Origin of the sequence: Bacillus sp. NPDC060175, assembly GCF_042728695.1 — a bacterium.
GTDB lineage: Bacteria > Bacillota > Bacilli > Bacillales > Bacillaceae_G > Bacillus_A.
In genome coordinates this window covers 1-19,952 of the sequence record NZ_JBHWYR010000060.1, presented here as the reverse complement: position 1 = coordinate 19,952, position 19,952 = coordinate 1, and the positions used below count along the sequence as shown (strand labels likewise).

Annotated in this window: 20 protein-coding genes and 1 pseudogene; 6 read left to right on the top strand and 15 right to left on the bottom strand. The window is 34.2% G+C overall.

What is annotated here, in order from left to right; all coding sequences use genetic code 11:
- Window positions 1-70 precede the first annotated feature (70 nt).
- Both ACFWDE_RS23360 and ACFWDE_RS23355 read right to left on the bottom strand, forming a co-directional pair.
- Window positions 71-652, bottom strand: a complete 582-nt coding sequence (locus tag ACFWDE_RS23360; protein WP_002149910.1) for a competence protein ComK — start codon at window positions 650-652, stop codon at window positions 71-73.
- Between the two features lie 49 nt (window positions 653-701).
- Window positions 702-788: pseudogene (locus ACFWDE_RS23355) on the bottom strand (RNA-guided endonuclease TnpB family protein); the annotation flags it as partial.
- 293 nt (window positions 789-1,081) lie between these two features.
- Between ACFWDE_RS23355 and ACFWDE_RS23350 the strand changes: the two are divergent.
- Window positions 1,082-1,267, top strand: a complete 186-nt coding sequence (locus ACFWDE_RS23350) for a hypothetical protein (protein ID WP_377895014.1) — start codon at window positions 1,082-1,084, stop codon at window positions 1,265-1,267.
- 117 nt (window positions 1,268-1,384) lie between these two features.
- Here the strand turns inward: ACFWDE_RS23350 and cspA are convergent, their stop codons facing one another.
- The gene (cspA, locus tag ACFWDE_RS23345; RefSeq protein ID WP_000218989.1) at window positions 1,385-1,588 is read right to left on the bottom strand and encodes an RNA chaperone/antiterminator CspA; all 204 of its coding nucleotides are present in this window, start codon (window positions 1,586-1,588) and stop codon (window positions 1,385-1,387) included.
- Window positions 1,589-1,864: 276 nt separating this feature from the next.
- Between cspA and ACFWDE_RS23340 the strand changes: the two genes are divergently transcribed.
- Window positions 1,865-2,359: a DUF6584 family protein gene (locus tag ACFWDE_RS23340; protein ID WP_377895012.1), complete on the top strand. Its 495-nt coding sequence runs from the start codon at window positions 1,865-1,867 to the stop codon at window positions 2,357-2,359.
- Window positions 2,360-2,398: 39 nt separating this feature from the next.
- Here ACFWDE_RS23340 and aceA read toward each other — a convergent pair whose 3' ends face one another.
- The 10 genes from aceA to ACFWDE_RS23290 all read right to left on the bottom strand — a co-directional run bounded on the left by aceA (window position 2,399) and on the right by ACFWDE_RS23290 (window position 13,563).
- The gene (aceA, locus tag ACFWDE_RS23335; RefSeq protein WP_002149914.1) at window positions 2,399-3,676 is read right to left on the bottom strand and encodes an isocitrate lyase; all 1,278 of its coding nucleotides are present in this window, start codon (window positions 3,674-3,676) and stop codon (window positions 2,399-2,401) included.
- 25 nt (window positions 3,677-3,701) lie between these two features.
- Window positions 3,702-5,291: a malate synthase A gene (gene aceB, locus ACFWDE_RS23330; protein ID WP_377895010.1), complete on the bottom strand. Its 1,590-nt coding sequence runs from the start codon at window positions 5,289-5,291 to the stop codon at window positions 3,702-3,704.
- Between the two features lie 176 nt (window positions 5,292-5,467).
- The gene (locus ACFWDE_RS23325; protein WP_002149917.1) at window positions 5,468-6,139 is read right to left on the bottom strand and encodes an S-layer homology domain-containing protein; all 672 of its coding nucleotides are present in this window, start codon (window positions 6,137-6,139) and stop codon (window positions 5,468-5,470) included.
- A 348-nt stretch (window positions 6,140-6,487) separates the two neighbouring features.
- Window positions 6,488-7,144 carry an S-layer homology domain-containing protein gene (locus ACFWDE_RS23320; protein ID WP_377895008.1) on the bottom strand — a complete coding sequence of 219 codons (657 nt, stop codon included), beginning with the start codon at window positions 7,142-7,144 and terminating at the stop codon, window positions 6,488-6,490.
- Between the two features lie 401 nt (window positions 7,145-7,545).
- On the bottom strand, window positions 7,546-8,442 hold the full coding sequence (locus tag ACFWDE_RS23315) for a DMT family transporter (RefSeq protein WP_377895006.1): 897 nt from the start codon (window positions 8,440-8,442) through the stop codon (window positions 7,546-7,548).
- Window positions 8,443-8,661: 219 nt separating this feature from the next.
- Window positions 8,662-10,389, bottom strand: a complete 1,728-nt coding sequence (locus ACFWDE_RS23310; RefSeq protein WP_377895004.1) for a methyl-accepting chemotaxis protein — start codon at window positions 10,387-10,389, stop codon at window positions 8,662-8,664.
- Window positions 10,390-10,538: 149 nt separating this feature from the next.
- Window positions 10,539-11,801 carry a M48 family metallopeptidase gene (locus tag ACFWDE_RS23305; RefSeq protein WP_377895002.1) on the bottom strand — a complete coding sequence of 421 codons (1,263 nt, stop codon included), beginning with the start codon at window positions 11,799-11,801 and terminating at the stop codon, window positions 10,539-10,541.
- Between the two features lie 224 nt (window positions 11,802-12,025).
- Window positions 12,026-12,325 carry a hypothetical protein gene (locus tag ACFWDE_RS23300; protein WP_377895000.1) on the bottom strand — a complete coding sequence of 100 codons (300 nt, stop codon included), beginning with the start codon at window positions 12,323-12,325 and terminating at the stop codon, window positions 12,026-12,028.
- Window positions 12,326-12,356: 31 nt separating this feature from the next.
- Window positions 12,357-12,713: a hypothetical protein gene (locus tag ACFWDE_RS23295; RefSeq protein WP_193665247.1), complete on the bottom strand. Its 357-nt coding sequence runs from the start codon at window positions 12,711-12,713 to the stop codon at window positions 12,357-12,359.
- A gap of 1 nt (window position 12,714) precedes the next feature.
- Window positions 12,715-13,563: a CPBP family intramembrane glutamic endopeptidase gene (locus tag ACFWDE_RS23290; protein ID WP_377894999.1), complete on the bottom strand. Its 849-nt coding sequence runs from the start codon at window positions 13,561-13,563 to the stop codon at window positions 12,715-12,717.
- A gap of 140 nt (window positions 13,564-13,703) precedes the next feature.
- Here ACFWDE_RS23290 and ACFWDE_RS23285 point away from each other — a divergent pair, with 140 nt between their 5' ends.
- Together ACFWDE_RS23285 and ACFWDE_RS23280 are read left to right on the top strand one after the other, a co-directional pair.
- Window positions 13,704-14,408 (top strand): response regulator transcription factor, encoded by a 705-nt coding sequence (locus tag ACFWDE_RS23285; protein ID WP_377894997.1) that lies wholly within the window; start codon window positions 13,704-13,706, stop codon window positions 14,406-14,408.
- Between the two features lie 9 nt (window positions 14,409-14,417).
- A complete protein-coding gene (locus ACFWDE_RS23280) occupies window positions 14,418-16,160 on the top strand; it encodes an ATP-binding response regulator (protein ID WP_377894995.1) in 1,743 nt (580 codons plus the stop codon).
- 206 nt (window positions 16,161-16,366) lie between these two features.
- Here ACFWDE_RS23280 and ACFWDE_RS23275 read toward each other — a convergent pair whose 3' ends face one another.
- Complete coding sequence (locus ACFWDE_RS23275; RefSeq protein ID WP_377894993.1) at window positions 16,367-17,269, bottom strand: AraC family transcriptional regulator; 903 nt, start codon at window positions 17,267-17,269, stop codon at window positions 16,367-16,369.
- Window positions 17,270-17,406: 137 nt separating this feature from the next.
- Here ACFWDE_RS23275 and ACFWDE_RS23270 point away from each other — a divergent pair, with 137 nt between their 5' ends.
- Entirely contained in the window at window positions 17,407-17,892 is a 486-nt protein-coding gene (locus tag ACFWDE_RS23270) for an RNA polymerase sigma factor (RefSeq protein WP_377894992.1), read from the top strand.
- 5 nt (window positions 17,893-17,897) lie between these two features.
- Entirely contained in the window at window positions 17,898-19,022 is a 1,125-nt protein-coding gene (locus ACFWDE_RS23265) for an anti-sigma factor (protein WP_377894991.1), read from the top strand.
- Between the two features lie 79 nt (window positions 19,023-19,101).
- Here the strand turns inward: ACFWDE_RS23265 and ACFWDE_RS23260 are convergent, their stop codons facing one another.
- Window positions 19,102-19,713, bottom strand: a complete 612-nt coding sequence (locus ACFWDE_RS23260) for a hypothetical protein (RefSeq protein WP_377894989.1) — start codon at window positions 19,711-19,713, stop codon at window positions 19,102-19,104.
- Between the last annotated feature and the right edge of the window lie 239 nt (window positions 19,714-19,952).

The following is a 19,952-nucleotide window of genomic DNA, read 5'->3' as shown; positions in this document are numbered from 1 at the left end:
CGATTTTTCGAATTTATCAACTTTCCGACAAAAACGGACAAATAAAAAGGATGGGGGTCTCCCCATCCTCTCACACTTCGCCTTCCTTCACAAAATACACTTTCTCATATGCTGGTGTTAATTTAGATTCTTCATTTTTATCAATCTCTTTAAAGCAAGGGTTCCCTTGTTTTTTCTTACGGTCTTCATATTCTGTCCGCAATTTCGCTGTACGATTTTGCTGATTTTCAAAGCTACTTTTTGACATTTCTAGTTTCACAGCGAAACCATTTATAAATCTAATAATAAGATTTCCATCTTTTAATTCTTTATTACCTTCAATATGAAAATGAGACAACCACGCACACTCTTTTCGAGAATAAGAATACGTAGGGAAAAAATAAAGTTGATCTGTCGGGCTAATTGCGATAGGAGCTTTATGTGTAATACGAGTTAATTCCTTCGTTCCTTCTTTTCTTCCAAAGAAACTAGAACCGTGTTTCCGGCAACTTCTCTCTATAATATCAAGAGGCTTTTGAAATACGAAAAAAGAATCTTCCATTTCAACAATTCGCGTAACAACTTTCTTTTCTCCTAGAACAACAGGAAGTAAGGCCATTGTGTTTTTGCTTACAACATAGTTTTCGACGTAACGTTCTACTTTACTTTCCATAGTCTACTGTCTGCTACTAAAAATATAAACAAATGTATATCCTTAGAGTATGTAGTTTTTGCACACTAAGAATATTTTTATCTATACTCGCACTTTTGTTAGTAACAGATTTTTCACCTCTCTTTTTTAAATTTTCGATCGCTGTTTAATTTTCCTTCTTTATTTCCCTTTTATAGTAGCATCTACGAAAAGGAAATGGTTTACATTCTACGATTCTTTACAAATACTTATAATAAATCAACCATACTATAAATCCATTAATAATAATAAAGGAGTTAAGTATATAAAAAGAGGATTCTATATACGAAAAAAGAATTTATATCATTTATAATATGTTTAACACATTACATTTCCCATATAATTACAGAGATTAATTTTGCTATAATTAAAATATAAATCAAATATAAATCAAATATACGGAGGTCTCTCATGGAAGAAAAGCAAGATCATCCAACAATTCAAATGAAAAATAGTAGCATTGTTATCGTAAAAAATTCAGCGAGTATTATATTCGGTTTATTTTTTATTTTACTGTTCTTCGCGAAACCTTTTCGTAAATCTAAATGTCCAGAATGTAAGAACCGCGAAAAGAAAAAAGCTGTGAAAGAACACTAAAAGGCCTTCCTTTACGGAAAGCCTTTTTACATACTGATTATCCAGTTCATTGTTCTTCATATTCAACAAAAAAAAGGATGGCATAAGCCATCCTTTTTTCTATAATAAACTATAAAATTATAGTTTGATTACGTTTTTAGCTTGAGGTCCACGGTTGCCTTCTTCGATTTCGAAGCTAACTTTTTGACCTTCTTCTAAAGATTTGAAACCTTCAGTTTCGATTGCAGAGAAATGTACGAATACATCGTTTTCGCCTGGAACTTCGATGAAACCGAAGCCTTTTTCGTTGTTAAACCATTTTACTTGTCCTGTAACTGTCATAATTATTTCCTCCTACGAAAATACATTTTATTTAGTCTTCATGTATAAAAAAAGAATCCACACATTATCAAATTCGAAACATAAACTAGTTCTCACATACTTTTCCCCGTTTGTTTTCGGCACTTGATAATATATGGATTGCTTAATTTAATTATTCAACTGGTATTATCATAGCATACTTAAAATAGAATGTACAATCCTTTTTGAAAATAAAATTTCTAAATTTTAGTATTTCTTATACAATATAACCACACCTATTCTAATAAGGAGGCGTATATGACAGAAATAATCCCTGAAAAAACATTAAAGAGAATTGAAAAAGATATTGAAAATAACAATCTTGGAAAAGCAAAAGATAGATTACACGGATTAATCGCTACTTATCCGAATGAATTAGCACTTAGAAAAAAGCTCGGTGATATTTACTTTACATTACAATACCCAGAAATGGCTGGACGGTATTGGTATCTTGAAAAAGAGAAAACAGATGTTATGCACGCGGCATGTCTACAATTTGAAAAATCGATGGGAAACGACTCTTATCATATTGTACGTGCTTTAAAATTCAAAGGAGATCATAACATTATTACAGGACTATACACCGAACATCCTTTACAGCCATTGCAGAAAAAAGTGGTAGAGGAACTAATTGATGATTATGAAGAAACATGGAAAGACAAACTATTTACATGGGGCTGTCTAGCATTATTCGCATTCCTTCTTTTTACTGCTATCGTTGGTATATTCACTATATTAGATTGGATATTTTAAATAGAAGCAGATGCCTATAACAGGCACCTACTTCTATCATTATTTCGTAAACTGTTCTTCTTCTGTGGATCCTTTTAGAGCAGTCGTTGATGAAGTACCGCCCGTAATTACTTGTGCTACTTCATCAAAGTATCCTGTTCCTACTTCGCGTTGATGGCGCGTTGCAGAGTAACCATCTTTTTCTGCTGCGAACTCTGCTTGTTGTAATTCAGAGTACGCTGCCATGCCGCGCTCTTTATAACCACGCGCTAATTCAAACATGCCGTAATTTAATGAATGGAATCCAGCAAGCGTTACGAACTGGAATTTATAACCGTACGATGCAATTTCTTTTTGGAAGCTTGCAATCGTTTTTTCATCTAGTTTTTGTTTCCAGTTAAATGAAGGAGAACAGTTGTAAGCGAGTAGCTTACCTGGATATTTCTTATGAATTGCGTCCGCAAAGCGTTTTGCATCTTCTAAATTTGGCTCCGACGTTTCACACCAAACGAGATCTGCATACGGCGCATACGCTAAACCACGTGCAATTGCTTGATCAAGACCTGCTTTCGTACGATAAAACCCTTCTGGCGTTCTTTCACCTGTAATAAACTCTTGATCAACTGGATCGATATCGCTCGTAATTAAATCTGCCGCATCTGCATCTGTTCTTGCGACGATAATTGTTGGTACACCCATTACATCCGCAGCAAGACGTGCCGAAATTAAATTACGCACCGCTGTTTGCGTCGGTAATAATACTTTTCCGCCTAAATGCCCGCATTTTTTCTCTGAAGATAATTGGTCTTCAAAATGCACGCCAGATGCACCCGCTTCAATCATTCCTTTCATTAGTTCAAATACGTTTAATTGTCCACCAAATCCAGCTTCAGCATCCGCCACAATTGGGACAAAATAATCTGTATCACCGCTACCTTCCATATGCTGAATTTGATCAGCACGTTGAAGTGTTTGGTTAATTCGTTTTACAACAGCCGGTACACTGTTCGCTGGGTATAAGCTTTGATCAGGATACATATGTCCGGAAAGGTTCGCATCTGCTGCTACTTGCCAACCACTTAAATAAATTGCTTTTAATCCAGCCTTCACTTGTTGCATCGCTTGGTTTCCTGTTAATGCCCCAAGTGCATTAATATAATCTTCTGTATGAAGTGATTTCCAAAGCTTCTCTGCACCGCAGCGCGCTAACGTATGTTCAATATCAATCGATCCACGCAGACGAATTACATCTTCAGCTGTATATGGACGTGTGATTCCTTTCCAGCGCGTATCTAATTCCCAGCTTTCCTGCAATTTATCAATTCTTTCGTTTTTCATATGTTCCATCCCCTTTTCTTGTTTCTTATAAAATTTCATAACCAGGTAATGTTAAAAACGGCATGAACTCGTTATTACGAACAAGGTTTGTAAACAGTTTTGTAGCTTCTTCAAATCTCCCTTTCTTAAACGCTTCCTTACCAATCTCTCTTTCTATTTTTGCGAGTTCTTCTTCTTTCAATTCTTCCATCAATTTAAAAGTGATATTACGGCCATCACTTAGCTTTCCACCCTCATGACGAATCCACTGCCATACTTGTGCTCTTGATATTTCCGCTGTTGCCGCATCTTCCATTAAGTTATAAATTGGAGCTGCTCCTCTCCCGCTTAACCAAGATGCAATATATTGAATACCGACATTAATATTTGTGCGAAGGCCACCTTCTGTAATCGTTCCCATCGGTACTTCTAATAAATCCTTTTCTGTTACATGTATTTCTTCACGCTTTCTAAAAATTTGATTTGGCGTTTTCATTATGTGATTAAATACTTCCATTGCAACCGGTACAAGTCCCGGGTGGGCAACCCAAGTCCCGTCATGACCGTCTAAAGCTTCGCGCTCCTTATCAGCACGCACTTTCTCGAAAGCCGCCTCATTTGCTTCTGGATCATTTTTAATTGGAATTTGCGCTGCCATTCCTCCAATTGCCGGCGCATTACGGCGATGACACGTTTGAATAACTTTCAAAGAATACGCGCGCATAAACGGCGCTGTCATCGTGACTTGCGCTCTATCCGGAAGTAAAAAAGTATTATGATTACGGAAGCTCTTTAAGAAACTAAATATATAATCCCATCGCCCGCAGTTTAAACCAGCAGAATGATCTCTTAGTTCATACAGAATTTCATCCATTTCAAATGAAGCATGAATCGTTTCTATTAATACCGTAGCTTTAATCGTTCCGTTCGGAATGCCGATATACTTTTGAGCAAATACGAAAACATCATTCCATAATCTTGCCTCTAAGTAACTTTCCATTTTCGGTAAGTAAAAGTACGGGCCACTTCCTTTTGCTAAAAGCACCTTCGCATTATGGAAAAAGTACAAGCCAAAATCTACTAAACTGCCAGACATGTTCTTACCGTCAACTTGCATATGTCTTTCTTCTAAATGCCACCCTCTCGGACGCACAATTAATACAGCTGTTTTACTATTTAAACGATATTCTTTTCCGTTTTCATTTTTATGTGAAATCGTTCCCTTACTCGCATCTCGTAAGTTAATTTGACCTTCGACAGCATTTCTCCAAGTTGGTGCATTCGAATCTTCAAAGTCTGCCATAAAAAGATGTGCTCCTGAATTCAAAGCGTTAATGACCATCTTTCTATCCACCGGTCCAGTAATCTCCACGCGGCGATCCTCTAAATCTTTTGGAAGCTGGGCAATTGTCCAATCCCCTTCACGTATATGCTTTGTTTCTTCTAAAAACTTAGGAAACTCCCCTGCATCAATTCTTTTTTGTTTCTCCACACGCTGTTGTAAAAGTTCCGTGCGGCGTTCATTGAAATTTTCATGTAGTTCCTTTAAAAAACTAAGCGCCTCAGGTGTCAATATTTCGTTGTACGCTGGTAACATTTCTCCAGGCAATGTAACCCGTGAAGTTTGCGTCGACATATTAGCATCCCCTTCTTAAACTGTTTTATAACAGATTTGATTTTATGTTTTATATTATATAACAAATCTTCAGAAAAGGAAGTTTTTTTTGAAAATTTAACAGATTTTTTCCAAAGATATATTTATTTCAAGCAAAAAAAGAGCTGGTGTTGTATAACACCAGCTCCTTTTATAAATTATTGTTGCTCATCATTTAAAATTGCTCTATATAAGAATGTTGCATATTGTTCACGCTTTACACTCATAGACGGACCAAATTTATTTTCTCCTATTCCATTTGTAATATTATTTGTTTGTATTGCGCTAATTGCATTTTTTGCCCATGAATCTGCTGGAACATCATTAAAAGTATGAGGTCCCTTTGCTTCTAATTGAAAAGCATTCGTAAGAACCTGTGCCATTTCCGCACGTGTTAGCGTATCCTTCGGTCTAAAGTTCCCAGTTCCATCACCTTTTAAGATACCTACTTCTGTTAATACTAAAATTTCTTCTATGAACATTGTTGAGTTTTCATTAATATCTTTGTATGGATTCTCAAGTACGTCGCCTTCCTCAAACACGTCGCTAAAATCAATCGTACGATAAATTAAAGCCGCTACTTGCTCACGTGTTACATTATCACCAAAACCAAACTTCCCATCTCCATAACCATTAATGATTCCCCAGCCTGCTAGAGTGTGAATAGCTTCAGAAGACCAATGACCTTTGGGTACATCTTTAAATACAACAGAATTTGCCTGTTGTTGCTTCACAACTACTTCAGCATTTACTTTAGTACCTTCTGCACTTAATACAACTCCACCCATAATTGTTAAAGCCGTTGCTATTTTTAAAAACTTTTTCTTCACCGTATTTTCCCCCTAAAAACATACTTTTTTTCTACTATAAAGAATTAATAAAAAAGTATCAATATACTTATTTATATAAGTTTTGTCTAATTTGTGAACATTTTTTCACATACTTTCCTTTACACTTCGTTGATAATAAAGTTACTAAATAATATCTTTTTCTTATGAATTGTCACTTTAACACACCTATTTTTTTCATTTTTGGTAAATTTATGTTTTGCATTAAAATGAATAAATATACATTGATTACATAAAAAAAGCGCAAAACTTTTGCACTTTTTTCAAAATAACATATTACTATAATTAAAATATTTTCACCTTACTATTAAACAACTTTTGAATTTCCGCTTAATACTTCTCATCTTTCAAATGAAAATTAATAATAGCCTTATATAAAAATGCTGCATATTGCTCACGTGTTACAAATTTATTTGGTTCAAATTTTCCATTCCCTGTTCCTATTATGACATTATTAGATTGCAATGCACTAATTGCATTTTTTGCCCAATAATTATTTGGTACATCTGTAAATGTATGTTTCTTCTTCACTTCAAATGAAAATGCTCGTGTAAGGGCTTGTGCTACTTCTGCACGTGTTATCGTTTCCCTCGGTCTGAAATTCCCCTTCTCATCACCTTTAAAAATACCATGTTCTGTTAATGTTAAAATTTCCTTTGGAAACATTGTTGATTTTTCAGAAATATCTTTATACGGATTATGTAACGCTCCTTCATGTTTTATATTAAGTGCGCGATACAGTACTGCCGCCACTTGTTCTCGCGTTACATTATCGCCAACACCAAATTTCCCATTTCCATAACCTAGCATAACTTTATTATATGCGACGTCTATAATATATTCATATGCCCAATAGTCTACTGGAACATCATCAAATACAATCATTTCTGGATACTCTTCTGCTTTTATATTAGGAACATTTGCATTTAATAATAAACCACCCATAATAGTCGCTGCCGTCATTATACGCAACATTCTTTTCTTCATTGCCCTCTCTCCTTCATTTCCATTTCATTAAAATGGAAAATAATAGACTACATTCTTTTTCCATATTACATATGCTGTATTTGCAAATCTCATGTAATACATTCATTTTTAACATCTATTATTTTGAAGATTACTACTAAAGGGAAGCAAATCCGTCCTCATTTCAATTGGTATACCGAATCATAGACAAATTATTATGACGTACACTCTGTAAATCCTTCTTCAGTTTCAAAGGAATTACAATGTTGTACACTAACATATTCTATAAGATTTTCATTAAATCCTTTGCTTATAAAAACTTCATTTTTCAGACAAAAAAAGTGCAAATATTGTCCATTTGCACTAAAAAACATTCCACCTATTAACGTTAATGACGTAGATACTTTTAATCCCGGTAAATATTATGCTTCTGAGTACACTTTCACTCTTTCATCTCTCGGCTTCCAGAAAGTAAATGCCATTCCTACCAATATAAGGATAATCCCCACTACTTGCATACTAGTCGGTCTAAATCCGGTAAAGACTGTATCTAACAGTATTGCAACCGCAGGATCTAAAAACACTAATACCGAAATTAATCTCGTCGATAAATCTCTTAAACTGTCAAAAAATAAGTAATATACAAATCCCGTATGTATAAGTCCTGTTGCTGTGATCATCATCCAGTTCATCTCTGTTAATCCTTGAAACTTCCCGAAGTCTACGAATGGTAGCAATAAAAATATACCTAAAAACGTTTGTAAAAATGTCATCGCATATGCACTCGTATGCTTAATTCCTTTTCCGAGCAACGTTGTAAATGCATAAAATAAAGCTGCAAGAAGCGCCCACACCATTCCAGATGACATTAATTTCTCAAGCGACACATTGCCATCTACTCCAGCTATTAAAACTGTACCGATGAAACATATGACAATGGACAGCACCGCAAATGCTGTTAATCTCTCTTTAAATACAATACTACCAATCATTAATACGATGATCGGTGCAAGATGATACACAGAAATCGCAATTGTAATCGACATGACTTCAAACGCTTTAAATAAAAACACCCAGTTAAAAACGAGAAATACGCCACACGCTAATATTTGTACAATTTCTTTTTTATTCCATTTCTCATTTTTATATTGTCCTGTTGCAAACCAACATAGCGTTAAAAATAAAGTCGCACAAATACACCGAATAAATACTAATTCAAAAGATGGTAAACCCGTTTGGACAGAAAAAAATCCAATCGATCCGAAAATAGACATCGAAAGGATCATTTTTATAGCCGGCATTGATTTTGAATGAAACAATTTTCTCCTCCCCCTACAATCATCTATTTATAAACTAAAAATTCTAAAAATATTACATATCATTATATATCACAATTGAAAAACTGTAAAAAAATAGAATGTAAAAAGTAGAATTCACACCAAATCTTCATAATAGAAAAATCATCCTTTATTTCTTATAAAGGATGATTTTTCTATTATTTATTCAGAGGAATTTCACTATATATAAACTTAAATATACTATTTTTGAAGAGTAAATTGTGAAACAATCTGCTTTAATCCTCCTGCTACGCTATGCAGATGCTCAATTGAAACTGAGATTTCTTGAACTGATTTTTCTTGCTGATGAATAGACTCTTTTACCCTATCAGTTCGATCAGATGATCTTTGAGAAATTTGAGCCATGTCTTCTGCAGAAGCAGAAATCTCCTCACTACTCGCTGCAATTTCATCTGTAGACATAGATACAGTTTGAATTTGATTAGATACTTGCTGCACTTTTTCAGTGATTTTTCCAAATACTTTTTCTGTATTCATCACTACTTGTGTACCTGCCTGTACCTCATTATCTACTTTCCCCATCATGTCTACCGTATGGTTCGTTGTTCCCATAACTTGAATAATAAGTTTCTCAATTTGTTTTGCAGAATCACTAGATTGTTCTGCTAATTTTCTTACTTCATCTGCCACAATTGCAAATCCTCTACCACTTTCTCCAGCACGTGCAGCCTCAATTGCGGCATTTAATGCTAATAAGTTAATCTGAGAGGTAATACCTTGCATAACATCAATAATTTTAACAATCTCTTCTGATTGTTCCTTCATAGTCTCAACTTGTTTGACACCGCTATGTACTGAATTTTGGATTGTATCCATCTGTTGAATCATTTGTTTCATTAATTTGTTACCACTCTCTGCATCTAATGCTGATTGAGCAGACAATTCATTTACAGAGGATGATGTATTCACTATACTCTGCATTCCTTGTGTCAACTCTTCCATCGCACCCGCAGTTTGCTCCATTGCTTGCATTTGACTCTCTGCACCATTTGCAACTTCTTCAATATCTATAGTGATTTTCTTCGCTGCACCACTAGATACTTCCGATGCAGATACTACTCCGTCTGTATGTTGGAATAAAAGCTGAATATTATTATCTACTTCTTGCATATTTGCTCTTAGCCCTGCAATCATCTCGTTAAAATCACTTACTAATAAGCCCAATTCATCTTTAGCATTATAATCACCATATACAGTTAGATCTCCTTCTTTTGCTCTTTCCATCATACGACTAACCGTTTGTAAAGGAGCAACTATAAGCTTGCTAATAATATAACTTACTATACATATAACGATTGTAGTAACTACTGCAAGAATGATAAAAGTAATAACGGACTGATCTATCATTTTTTGAGAATCTTTAAATACTTGATCAGCTAAGTTTGAAACATATGCTTCTAGATCTACCGCATAACTAGCTAACTCTACTCCCTTTGGTTTTAATTCCTTATGAAATTCGTTTACCAGCTGGGGTTCGTTTGTCACCTTCGCTTTTTCAAACAACTTTTTATATGTATCCATATAACTTGGCAAAGATTTCTTCATCTTCTGAAACAGTTCATCCTCTTGCTTACTTAAATTAACGCCATCATCATATTCTTTTAATAAAGAATCATATTTCTTTAGATCCTTTTCAACATTACCAATAATCCCCTCTTTATTTGTCCCCTCATTTTGTGACACTGTAATTAATTCTAGTAAGTTATATTCTAGTGAATTTTGTGTACGAAGCATCCCTTCTAATAAAATTGCTGAATTTTGATAATCATCTACGACAATTTCCGTATCATACTTAATCTGATTAATTGAATTAACTGCTACACAACTCATAGTTATCATTCCCAAAACTGCTAATGAGATAAGCGAGAACAATTTATATTTCACTTTTAAATTTTGTAAAAAATACATTTTTCCACCTTTATTCCTTTATATATAGATTTTTAGAATTTTATAGTTTATTATTTACAAAATCACAATAAAAAGCAATGATAAATATTCCCATTCTCAAACCTATATTTTTATAAAAGAAAGAAGTAGCATAATCGCTACTTCTTTCTTTATTTTTTCTGTTTTTCATATTGTTCAAACGTATGAATTCTTTCGAAAATTGGTGGATGTGTATATAAGAAAAACTTCACTAACGCAGGCGGATTCACTTGGCTTAAGCTCGTTTTTGATAAATATTGAAATGTTTTCACACCTGATTTTCCATCTTTCGTCATATCTAAAGCATATTGATCTGCCGCGCGTTCTTCTATACGTGAAACATAGTTTGTTGCTGGCTGTGATGCAAAAGATAATAACGAGGAAATTAAGAAAAACAAAGGTAAAATTGAGAAACATGCCACTTTTGAAATTTGCAGCGTATCTCCCCATTTTCGAATACACATATTTAAAATACGACTAATTAAATACATACCTACAAACGATAACAAGACATAACTAGCAACGCCCCAATATATATGTTTCATAACATAATGTCCCATTTCATGGGCCATTATAAATAAAATCTCTTTATCTTTTAATTGCTTAAGCGTTGTATCCCACATTACAATACGCGAGTTAAGACCAATTCCTGTTACATATGCATTTAACGAATTCGTTTTTTTTGACATATTTACTTCATATACGTGTTTAGCAGGAATGTCAGCTTTGTCTGCCATCGCTAAAATTTTCGTTTCTAATTCTTTATTTTTCAGCGTCGAGAAATCGTTATAAAGTGGATCAATAATAACAGGTTGCACAAACGTTAAAAAAATCGTAAACGGAACAGAGAGTGCCCATCCTGCTAGCCACCATCTTTTCGGGAATTTACGGATGAGCCATAATAAAACCGTAACAATGAGGAACATAGTCGCATAGTTTACCCAAAAATCGATGACGTGATCTTTAATCCAGCTTTGTGTACTTTGCGTTGAAATGCCGTAATTAACGGATACTTTACGGCCGATCCATTGCATCGGTAATGCTAGTACCGTTGTAAGTAATGATAAATAAAAGAAATAAATCGCAACTTGTAAGACACTTATTTTAGTCGTTTCCTTCGACCATTTCTCAAACTTTTTTGAAATACCGAGTACGAGTACAAATAATAAAATAATCCATTCAAGAGGCGTCGCTAAAAAGTACAGTAAATTTTTCATACGCGAATAATCTTGGCTTAACATAAGCTCTTTCGCATTCATAAAGGTTTCTGGATCTGCACTCGTTCCTTTATACATGTCCGGAATGAGTTCATGATTCCATCCAAATAAATACCAATATATAAATAACGCAAACCCAACGTACAAAAAAAGCGACCACCCAATAACTTTCTTCACGTTATTCCCTCCTCTATGCTGCCTGTCTATTATTATTGTAAGTTCGTACATGCTAAATTAGAACAAGCTTATTATGAGAATTGCTCGAGAGCCTTCTACTTACATAAAAAAACTCTTCTACATAAGAAGAGTTTCACCTACCTTTAGACACTTTATTCGGTTCATAATCTGGGATAAGAAATGCACTTACAAACCGCCTTTTAGATAAAATAAAGAGCCTCTCCTTAAGGAAGTACATCTATTAACAAACTAAAATCTTGCAAAGAAAAAGAACTATATTTCATAATACCTTGTACAGTTAAAAGTAAAATAAGACCCATCACACACATATAATTAATACTTTCTTCATGCTTTTTCTCAGCAACTACTCCGCCACTTATACATAATACCCCTAATAAATGGAGTGCTAAATACATGAAAAAGTAAGCTTCCTCCCAGCGGAGAATAACATTTACTGTCGTTATTAGCACTATGCTAAGTAAAATCAAATAAAAAAACTTATTTGATGATATTGTTTCATTCATATAAGTTTATACATTCCTTTCAAATTTCGAATTAATGATGTTTCATAGCTATAAAGTAAATGATTGTTTTCATGCCATAAAACAAAAGGAAAGCCCCCATTACTTTCTCGAATACTTTATGAACCCACACATACTTCTCTTCATTTTTTGTGAAGATACGCTTCATCATTGCTTCTACAATAAGACCAAATATTATTAAAATCCCTAATACAATAAGAAGAGAAATAATATTTTCTTTTAAATGAGTACTAGAAAATAAGTAATACTCTGGAAACACAATCGTATCTACTACAGGTTGTAACCAATGACAAACGCTTTTATCACACATATCTGTAAGAGACGTAGACTCTATAATGTCTTTCAATATTTTTTCAAACGTTTTCTTAATCTCATTTATCTCCCACTACATCTGCAAAACTCTTTACCTGCTCTGTATATATAACTGGCACTTCTTTACTCCAGTATTTGCGGTTAACAAATAAAAAAATGAGTACTAAATTTAATCCTGTTATAAAAATAATAAGTCCTGGAAAGAACGTCGTATAGTTTGAGAAATCTGCAAAACTCATGATCTTTTCTCTACTTACTAGGAAAGATGCACAGAGTACAAATGTATTGTTTAACATGTGTATCGCAATTGGCATGAGTAAGCTTTTCGTACGAATATATACGATTGATAATACGATACTAAATACGGCGGCACCAAGAAAATCGACATGTAATATCGCAAATAAAAGTGCCACTGCAATCATCGCTACACTCGTTCCCCATTTCGCAGCAAAGCGCTGAAGTAAAAATCCACGAAAAACAAATTCCCCAATAATAGGCGCGATAAATACAACCATAATAAATTGATATACATATCCCCCGGTACTATCTATAATCGGTTCATGCAAGGCATTCATAATAAAATCTGGTGTAATCCATGCAAAGCTGTACATGTACAAAATAAGATAGCCGTAACTAAACATACAAAGCATAATCGCGATGTACAAAACTTGCACCAAGTTAAATGTTTCATTTTTATTAACAAATAATGAAAATGAAACACGGTGCTTTCTATACTCATAAAAAATCCATGCAATCGGAAGGATATAAAATATAAGTATATTTATAAAAGAAGAATTTTGTATATAAAATGTACTTTCTAACAATTGCCCACTACTTCTCGCTACTAAAATTAATAGTGCAAATACAATTAAAAAATATCTAGCTCGCATCATTTGAAACGGATTCACACTCATCTCCTCCCCTATGTTACTTTTATCATATCATTTGATTCTTAATTTTTTGTGAAAGAAAACCTTAAATTTTCCTTAAAAATTCCATATGTTACAAAAAGATGATATGATATTCGAGGAAATTAAGGGGGATTCTTATGTATCAAGCAAATATATTACTCGTCGATGATGAAACAGCAATTTTACAACTACTAACTACCATTCTTGAAAAAGAAGGTTTTTCTCATATTACAACTGCAACATCAGCTGAATTAGCTTTATCTCTCACCAAGCAAAACAATTACGATTTAATTATTTTAGATGTCATGCTTCCTGGACAATCTGGTTTTGATATTTGTCCGATTATTCGCCAACAAACAGATTGTCCGATTTTCTTCCTATCAGCGAAGACATCTGATTTAGATAAAATATCTGGATTTTCATACGGTGCAGATGATTATATTACGAAGCCATTTAATCCATTAGAAGTCGTAGCTCGTATGAAAGCACAACTTCGAAGACATATGAAACAAACCGTACCACACGAACAAAAAGCACACTCCATTTCATTTGGAAGATTTGAAATTGATCAACATTCCGCAGAACTTACAGTAAATGGACACGTTGTCGAATGTTCCGCTCAACTGTTTCAACTACTACTCTTCTTTTGCGAGAATCCGAACTACGTATTTTCGAAAGAAGAAATATACGAAAAGGTTTGGGGAGCACCAGCCTATAATGGCGATGACAATACTGTTATGGTTCACATTCGAAAACTACGTGAAAAAATTGAACAAAATCCAAGTAATCCATTGTACATCAAAACGGTTCGTGGACTTGGCTATAAGTTCGTTACAAAGTAGGGTGACGATATGAATCTTAATAAACGGCTTATCATCCAATTTATACTGCAACACGTTTTTGTTTTAGTTACATTACTTATTGCTGTAGTCGCTGCTTTCACTTATTTAATTTTTCTTGTTACTAGCATTTCATACGAACCTAATATTCCGGATTCTGATAGTTTTACAATTTCAAGATATATCTCTTCAGAGGATGGCGATATTACGTTAAAAACGGAAGTAAAAGATTTAATTAAAGAGAAAAATGATTGGATTCAGATTGTAGAAGAAAACGGAAAAGTCCTCTATCAATTTAATACACCAAGTGATGTCCCAACTTCTTATACAAAAACATCTTTACTCGCACATATACAGAATCATATAGAAAGCCCTTATACATTTACATATTGGGAAATTGAAGTAGAAGAAAAGAACGTACTTGTTATTTACGGCGGTATGTTAAAAAGTAATGCATTATTAAAAACCATTCAGAAAGAACACCCTTCTGTATCTACAGATTCATTCACATTAACGGAACAAAAAAAACAGTTACTCTCTAAAGAAAAAGCAACACTGCAAATATTTAATCATAATGGCGAAGAGGTTTTTTCCTATCCAACTGGAAAGAAAAAAACACTTTCAACAATACAGACTGCTCTTAACGAAAAAGAACCGTGGAATCATAAAGAAAACACGTCTAGCTTTTACGATGCAAATAGTGGTCAGCTTCTCGTCATTACAGCAAAAAATGAACGCTACTACCCAGATGACGAAATTGAGGATGTATTTACTAAGAAGTTTCTAATCGGATGCGGATTAATCCTTCTTATCGTCTTTGTTTATTTAGTCATTCTATCTATTTGGTACGGAAATAAGTTTGGGAAACCGTTACTACACGCAATGCGTTGGCTTAAAAATATCGCTGGTGGAAAATATGAAGAACCTGTTAGTAAAAAAGGAAAACCAGTTCGATTCAGGCGATCCGGTAAAGAAAAATGGTCATTTCGCTTGTTTAGAGATGTTACTAGTTCACTAGAGCACCTTTCTATTACACTCAAAAAAAATGATGCGATGAGGCAAGTACTGCAGCAAACACGTGAAGAATGGATTACTGGTCTAACACATGATTTAAAAACACCGCTTAGTTCTATATACGGCTATGCATTATTATTAGAATCGAAGCAGTATAATTGGACTGATCAAGATATTCAACAATTTGGCCTTGTAATGAAAGAAAAGTCACAATATATGACTACATTAATTGACGACTTAAGCTTAACGTATCAATTAAGGAATAATGCCCTTCCCGCACAGCATGTAAATGTTGAAATTAACCAATTCGTTCAAAAAATACTACTGCAATTTATTAATAATCCAACGCTGCAAAATCAAAATATTGAATTCGTACCAAGTTCAAACAAAATCCAATATTTCATTGAAGAAAAATGGTTCCAGCGTATTATCGAAAACCTACTCGCAAACGCTGTAAAACATAATAATGAAACGACAAACGTAATCGTAAAACTTTCGCAAAATGTAAATTCATTTACACTATCTATTTCAGATAACGGAAAAGGAATGGACGATAAAACAAAAGAGCTTCTATTCGAGCGATATTACAGAGGGACGAATACAGAAGAAAGCAACATCGGAACTGGACTTGGCCTCGCCATTACGAAACAGCTCGTTCATGCCCATAACGGAACGATTTCCATTGATAGTGAGCTTGGACAAGGAACGACGATTATACTTGTATTTCCGTTTAGTTCATAGGAAAAGGTGCTATATAAAAGTACCTTTTCTTATATTTTCTCTTTTCTGAGCAGGGTGCTAGTAACTGAAATTATATCGTACACAACTCTCATTATATCGACGTTTCGACAAAGGATATCGACTTACCTACAAAATACGAAAATAGTAGCAGCCTATTAATAAGAGAAGACCGTCCAAAAATACCTTTTGGACGGTCTTTCTTTCTATTATTTCTTCTTCACCGGTATCCAAAGCTCAACTTGAGCGAACTCACTCTTATCTGCATGGCAACGCTCATCGTATTGTTCAAACTCTGTAACTCCGCAATGTTCATATCCTGAATGCGGGAACCATTCTGAGAACACTGCATTCCACGTTTGGTGAATAGACGATACCATTTCTTCATGAGGAACTTTCGGCGTTGTAAATACTGCATACGTTGCGGATGGGAATGTACGCTTGGCAATCGCATTTGGTACATTTTCAAAATCTGTAACTTCCATTCCAATAATATAAGTGAAGTCTCCTGTTTCTAAATTAAAATCAGTACATAATCCAAGTTCTACCCATTGGCTCGTATCTTTACGATTCGGAATTGTCGTTCCAAGATCTTTTTGTAAATATTCTTGCCAAAAGGCCGGGATATCTTGATGATTTTTTCCTTCTTTACTTGTCGTCTTCAGTTCATAACCCGCCATTAAAAATTCTGGTTTATTTACAATACGATATTCCATTTGTATGCCCCCTAAATACGGATTTAATTTTCTTTGTTTTACATTCACTCTATAATACATCGGTGTTTCAATTTCTTGTTTTCGATATTCACTCGGTGTCATTTGAAATAATTTTTTAAAGGCTCTCGTGAACGTTTCGTGAGATTGAAAGCCATGCTCAAATGCGATATCAATAACTTTTTCATCCGTATGAGAAAGTTGATAAGCTGCCCGGGCTAACCTCCTCTTTCGAACATACTCCATTACCGTATCACCTACTAACGCCTGGAATACACGATGAAAATGCGACTCAGAAAAACCTGCAATCCGCGCTAAATTACGCAGCGTTTGTTTTTCCATTACATCTTCCTCAATATAATCAATTGACCTTTGAACTTGTGTTTCATAGCTTTCCATCTCTGTTCACCCGCCTTATATGTATTATGATAAAAGAGAATCCTATCCAATTCTTGACGTTTTTTACTATAATTCCATAAAAAATTGTAACTTTTTTATATGTATTTCGTTGTTATGTATGAAGGGAGGGAAATGTAGTGAAACGCAAACAATCATTAGAAGAAATTTACTCAGAGCATATGCAAGATTTATTTCGCTATCTTCTCTCCCTAACCGGAGATCCCCACCACGCTGAAGATCTCATGCAAGAAACTTTTTACCGAATGCTCGTCCATATTGACTACTATAAAGGAGAAGAAATTAGGCCGTGGTTATTTACAATTGCCTACAATGCCTTTATTGATTGGTACCGAAAAGAAAAGAAGTATAAAACAACGCAAATTGAAGAATTCCATTTACCAAACGTGCCAAGTACAGAGCACTCTTATTTCGTAAAACATGAGATTACTAGTTGGTTACAAAGTATATCCTCACTTCCGCTCGAAAGACGAAATGTGTTACTACTACGAGATTACTACGGATTCTCCTATAAGGAAATAGCAGAAATGACCGGTCTCTCGTTAGCGAAAGTGAAAATTGAATTACACCGCGGACGAAAAGAAGCAAGAAGCATAAAGGAGTGATACAGATGGGTTGTGCAGAGTTTAAAAAACTTTGGGAGAAATATGAAAAAGGAACGCTCACACGTGATGAGCAAGAACAGTTAGAAAGTCATATAGAAACTTGTGCAGAATGTGAAGCTCATTTAGATGAATTTCTTACGAAGAGTGAACCCGTAAAGAAAAAATTACCTCCAAAAGAACTTAAAGTTCCTTTTTGGAGAATTAAGTGGAAACATCGTTTACAGATGTTTGGTTTTATACTAGCAATTTGCCTCGTTATATATATGATCGGCGGGGTATTGTCTGCCTTTTATTTTCAAGCTGATAATGATAAGCGACTAAAAGAAATACGAGATGTTCCTTCTCTTGCACTTGAAGCAACTATCCCAAATAGCCGCGTTATGGGGGGCGGAACAAGTGTAGAAGCTTTCTTTCGTACAAACAGCCAATTTGATTTAGTGAAAACCGTCGGTAAAAAAGAAATGCCACTCGGTACAATAGAAATGAGCAGCTTCTTATCTTCTTTAAATATCACAAATCAATCTTGGATGAATATGCACTATCAACCGAACATCCACTTTGTTCACCCAAAAATAAAACAAGGTGATTATTTAAAAGAAGCATCTAAAAAGGTTTGGGATACACTTGGAAAGGTGCATGAAGGAACCGTTGCAGAAGTAGCAATATCTTTTGATAAAGCTTACACTTTACAAGAATTAGAGCCACTTTTATATAGTGTATTTGAAGCACAAGAAATGCCACCAACTCCTGTATGGTACGCTTTAGACACAGGACAAGAAAGAACAAATGTAGAAGACTATATTCTACATGGCGGGGAAGCTATAGGATTTCCAGAACATGTAAGATTCCTAGATAGTAACGCAGACAAGCACAAAACACCAGAAGATCAAGTAATCGAAATGATGCGTATTCTTTCTATCCATAAAAAAACGGTAAGCAAAATAGCAGCGCTTCCTGAGAAAGAACTAAACTTAGATAAACGTTATAAATATGTAAAAGATAACGGCGTAAAAGTATATGGCATTGTCATTACCGGTCCGTCGAAAGAGTTATTAAAATTACAAAACTCCCCGCACGTACGTTATGCGACTCTTGGAGATATTGAGATTTGGAATTGGTTTGATCATTAAAAACGAAAAGGTTGCGTAGAAAATAGCTACTATTTCCTACGCAACCTTTTTAATAATAATCTAAAAAAATATAACAATTTTATATTTCACTAACTGAATCCGTGAATAAAGCATGAAATACGTTAACTTCCCCCATACGTAAACATTCCGTTTCTATATCAGGAATTGCAGTTCTAGCAACCTCTCGTTCTACTCTTACAAATCCTTTTGTATTCATTAGTTTTTCAAACTTACAAACGTTATCCATTTCTACATCGGCTGTTTCAAAAATCCATTCCCTTAACTCTTCATCATATGTTGTTTTTAATACGTAGTAATAATAATATTTATCAAGTAAGCTAACAAAAACCCCTAAATCAAGACGCTCGCCTCTTGATTCACGTATCCAATCAATATCATCATTTAACATCGGTTCTTTTCCATTTAATAACACGTTATACTCTAAACAATTGTATAGGTTTAAATCTGTATAGTCTGAAACATGATAATCGCAAAATGTTGACTCGATTAAGGACAAAACTTCCTTTTGAAAGCTTTTGTTTTCTATAAATGTTTCTTTTAGCTCTATAAATCGTTTATGCTCTTTAGATTCCTCGTACAATTCTTCTTCTTTCGCAATATTTTTTGGAAAGAATTTGTAAACTGTTTCTTTTAAATCATTCATCATTTCAGGTTCCGCCGTTTTAAACATTCTGTAAATCCCCCTATGTTAAAAAGAATTCTCGCCGCAATAAAGAATCATACCCCAAATATGTTATTAATTAACAAATAAATTATATTAAAATAAGCAATGCGATTCAATTCTGTTTTTTAAATTTTTTTCTGTTATAATGGCTGATTCCGAACATTAGGTTTATCATAATATGAAAATTACAACAAAAAACGACAAAATCCTTTGAATTTCCTTAAAAAATATGAGAATCCATATAT

Excerpts from the sequence above, each read along its gene's own strand:
- ACFWDE_RS23360 (WP_002149910.1), bottom strand. The coding sequence starts at position 652 with ATGGAAAGTAAAGTAGAACGTTACGTCGAAAACTATGTTGTAAGCAAA.
- ACFWDE_RS23350 (WP_377895014.1), top strand. The coding sequence starts at position 1,082 with ATGGAAGAAAAGCAAGATCATCCAACAATTCAAATGAAAAATAGTAGC.
- cspA (WP_000218989.1), bottom strand. The coding sequence starts at position 1,588 with ATGACAGTTACAGGACAAGTAAAATGGTTTAACAACGAAAAAGGCTTC.
- ACFWDE_RS23340 (WP_377895012.1), top strand. The coding sequence starts at position 1,865 with ATGACAGAAATAATCCCTGAAAAAACATTAAAGAGAATTGAAAAAGAT.
- aceA (WP_002149914.1), bottom strand. The coding sequence starts at position 3,676 with ATGAAAAACGAAAGAATTGATAAATTGCAGGAAAGCTGGGAATTAGAT.
- aceB (WP_377895010.1), bottom strand. The coding sequence starts at position 5,291 with ATGTCGACGCAAACTTCACGGGTTACATTGCCTGGAGAAATGTTACCA.
- ACFWDE_RS23320 (WP_377895008.1), bottom strand. The coding sequence starts at position 7,144 with ATGAAGAAAAGAATGTTGCGTATAATGACGGCAGCGACTATTATGGGT.
- ACFWDE_RS23310 (WP_377895004.1), bottom strand. The coding sequence starts at position 10,389 with ATGTATTTTTTACAAAATTTAAAAGTGAAATATAAATTGTTCTCGCTT.
- ACFWDE_RS23300 (WP_377895000.1), bottom strand. The coding sequence starts at position 12,325 with ATGAATGAAACAATATCATCAAATAAGTTTTTTTATTTGATTTTACTT.
- ACFWDE_RS23285 (WP_377894997.1), top strand. The coding sequence starts at position 13,704 with ATGTATCAAGCAAATATATTACTCGTCGATGATGAAACAGCAATTTTA.
- ACFWDE_RS23280 (WP_377894995.1), top strand. The coding sequence starts at position 14,418 with ATGAATCTTAATAAACGGCTTATCATCCAATTTATACTGCAACACGTT.
- ACFWDE_RS23275 (WP_377894993.1), bottom strand. The coding sequence starts at position 17,269 with ATGGAAAGCTATGAAACACAAGTTCAAAGGTCAATTGATTATATTGAG.
- ACFWDE_RS23265 (WP_377894991.1), top strand. The coding sequence starts at position 17,898 with ATGGGTTGTGCAGAGTTTAAAAAACTTTGGGAGAAATATGAAAAAGGA.
- ACFWDE_RS23260 (WP_377894989.1), bottom strand. The coding sequence starts at position 19,713 with ATGTTTAAAACGGCGGAACCTGAAATGATGAATGATTTAAAAGAAACA.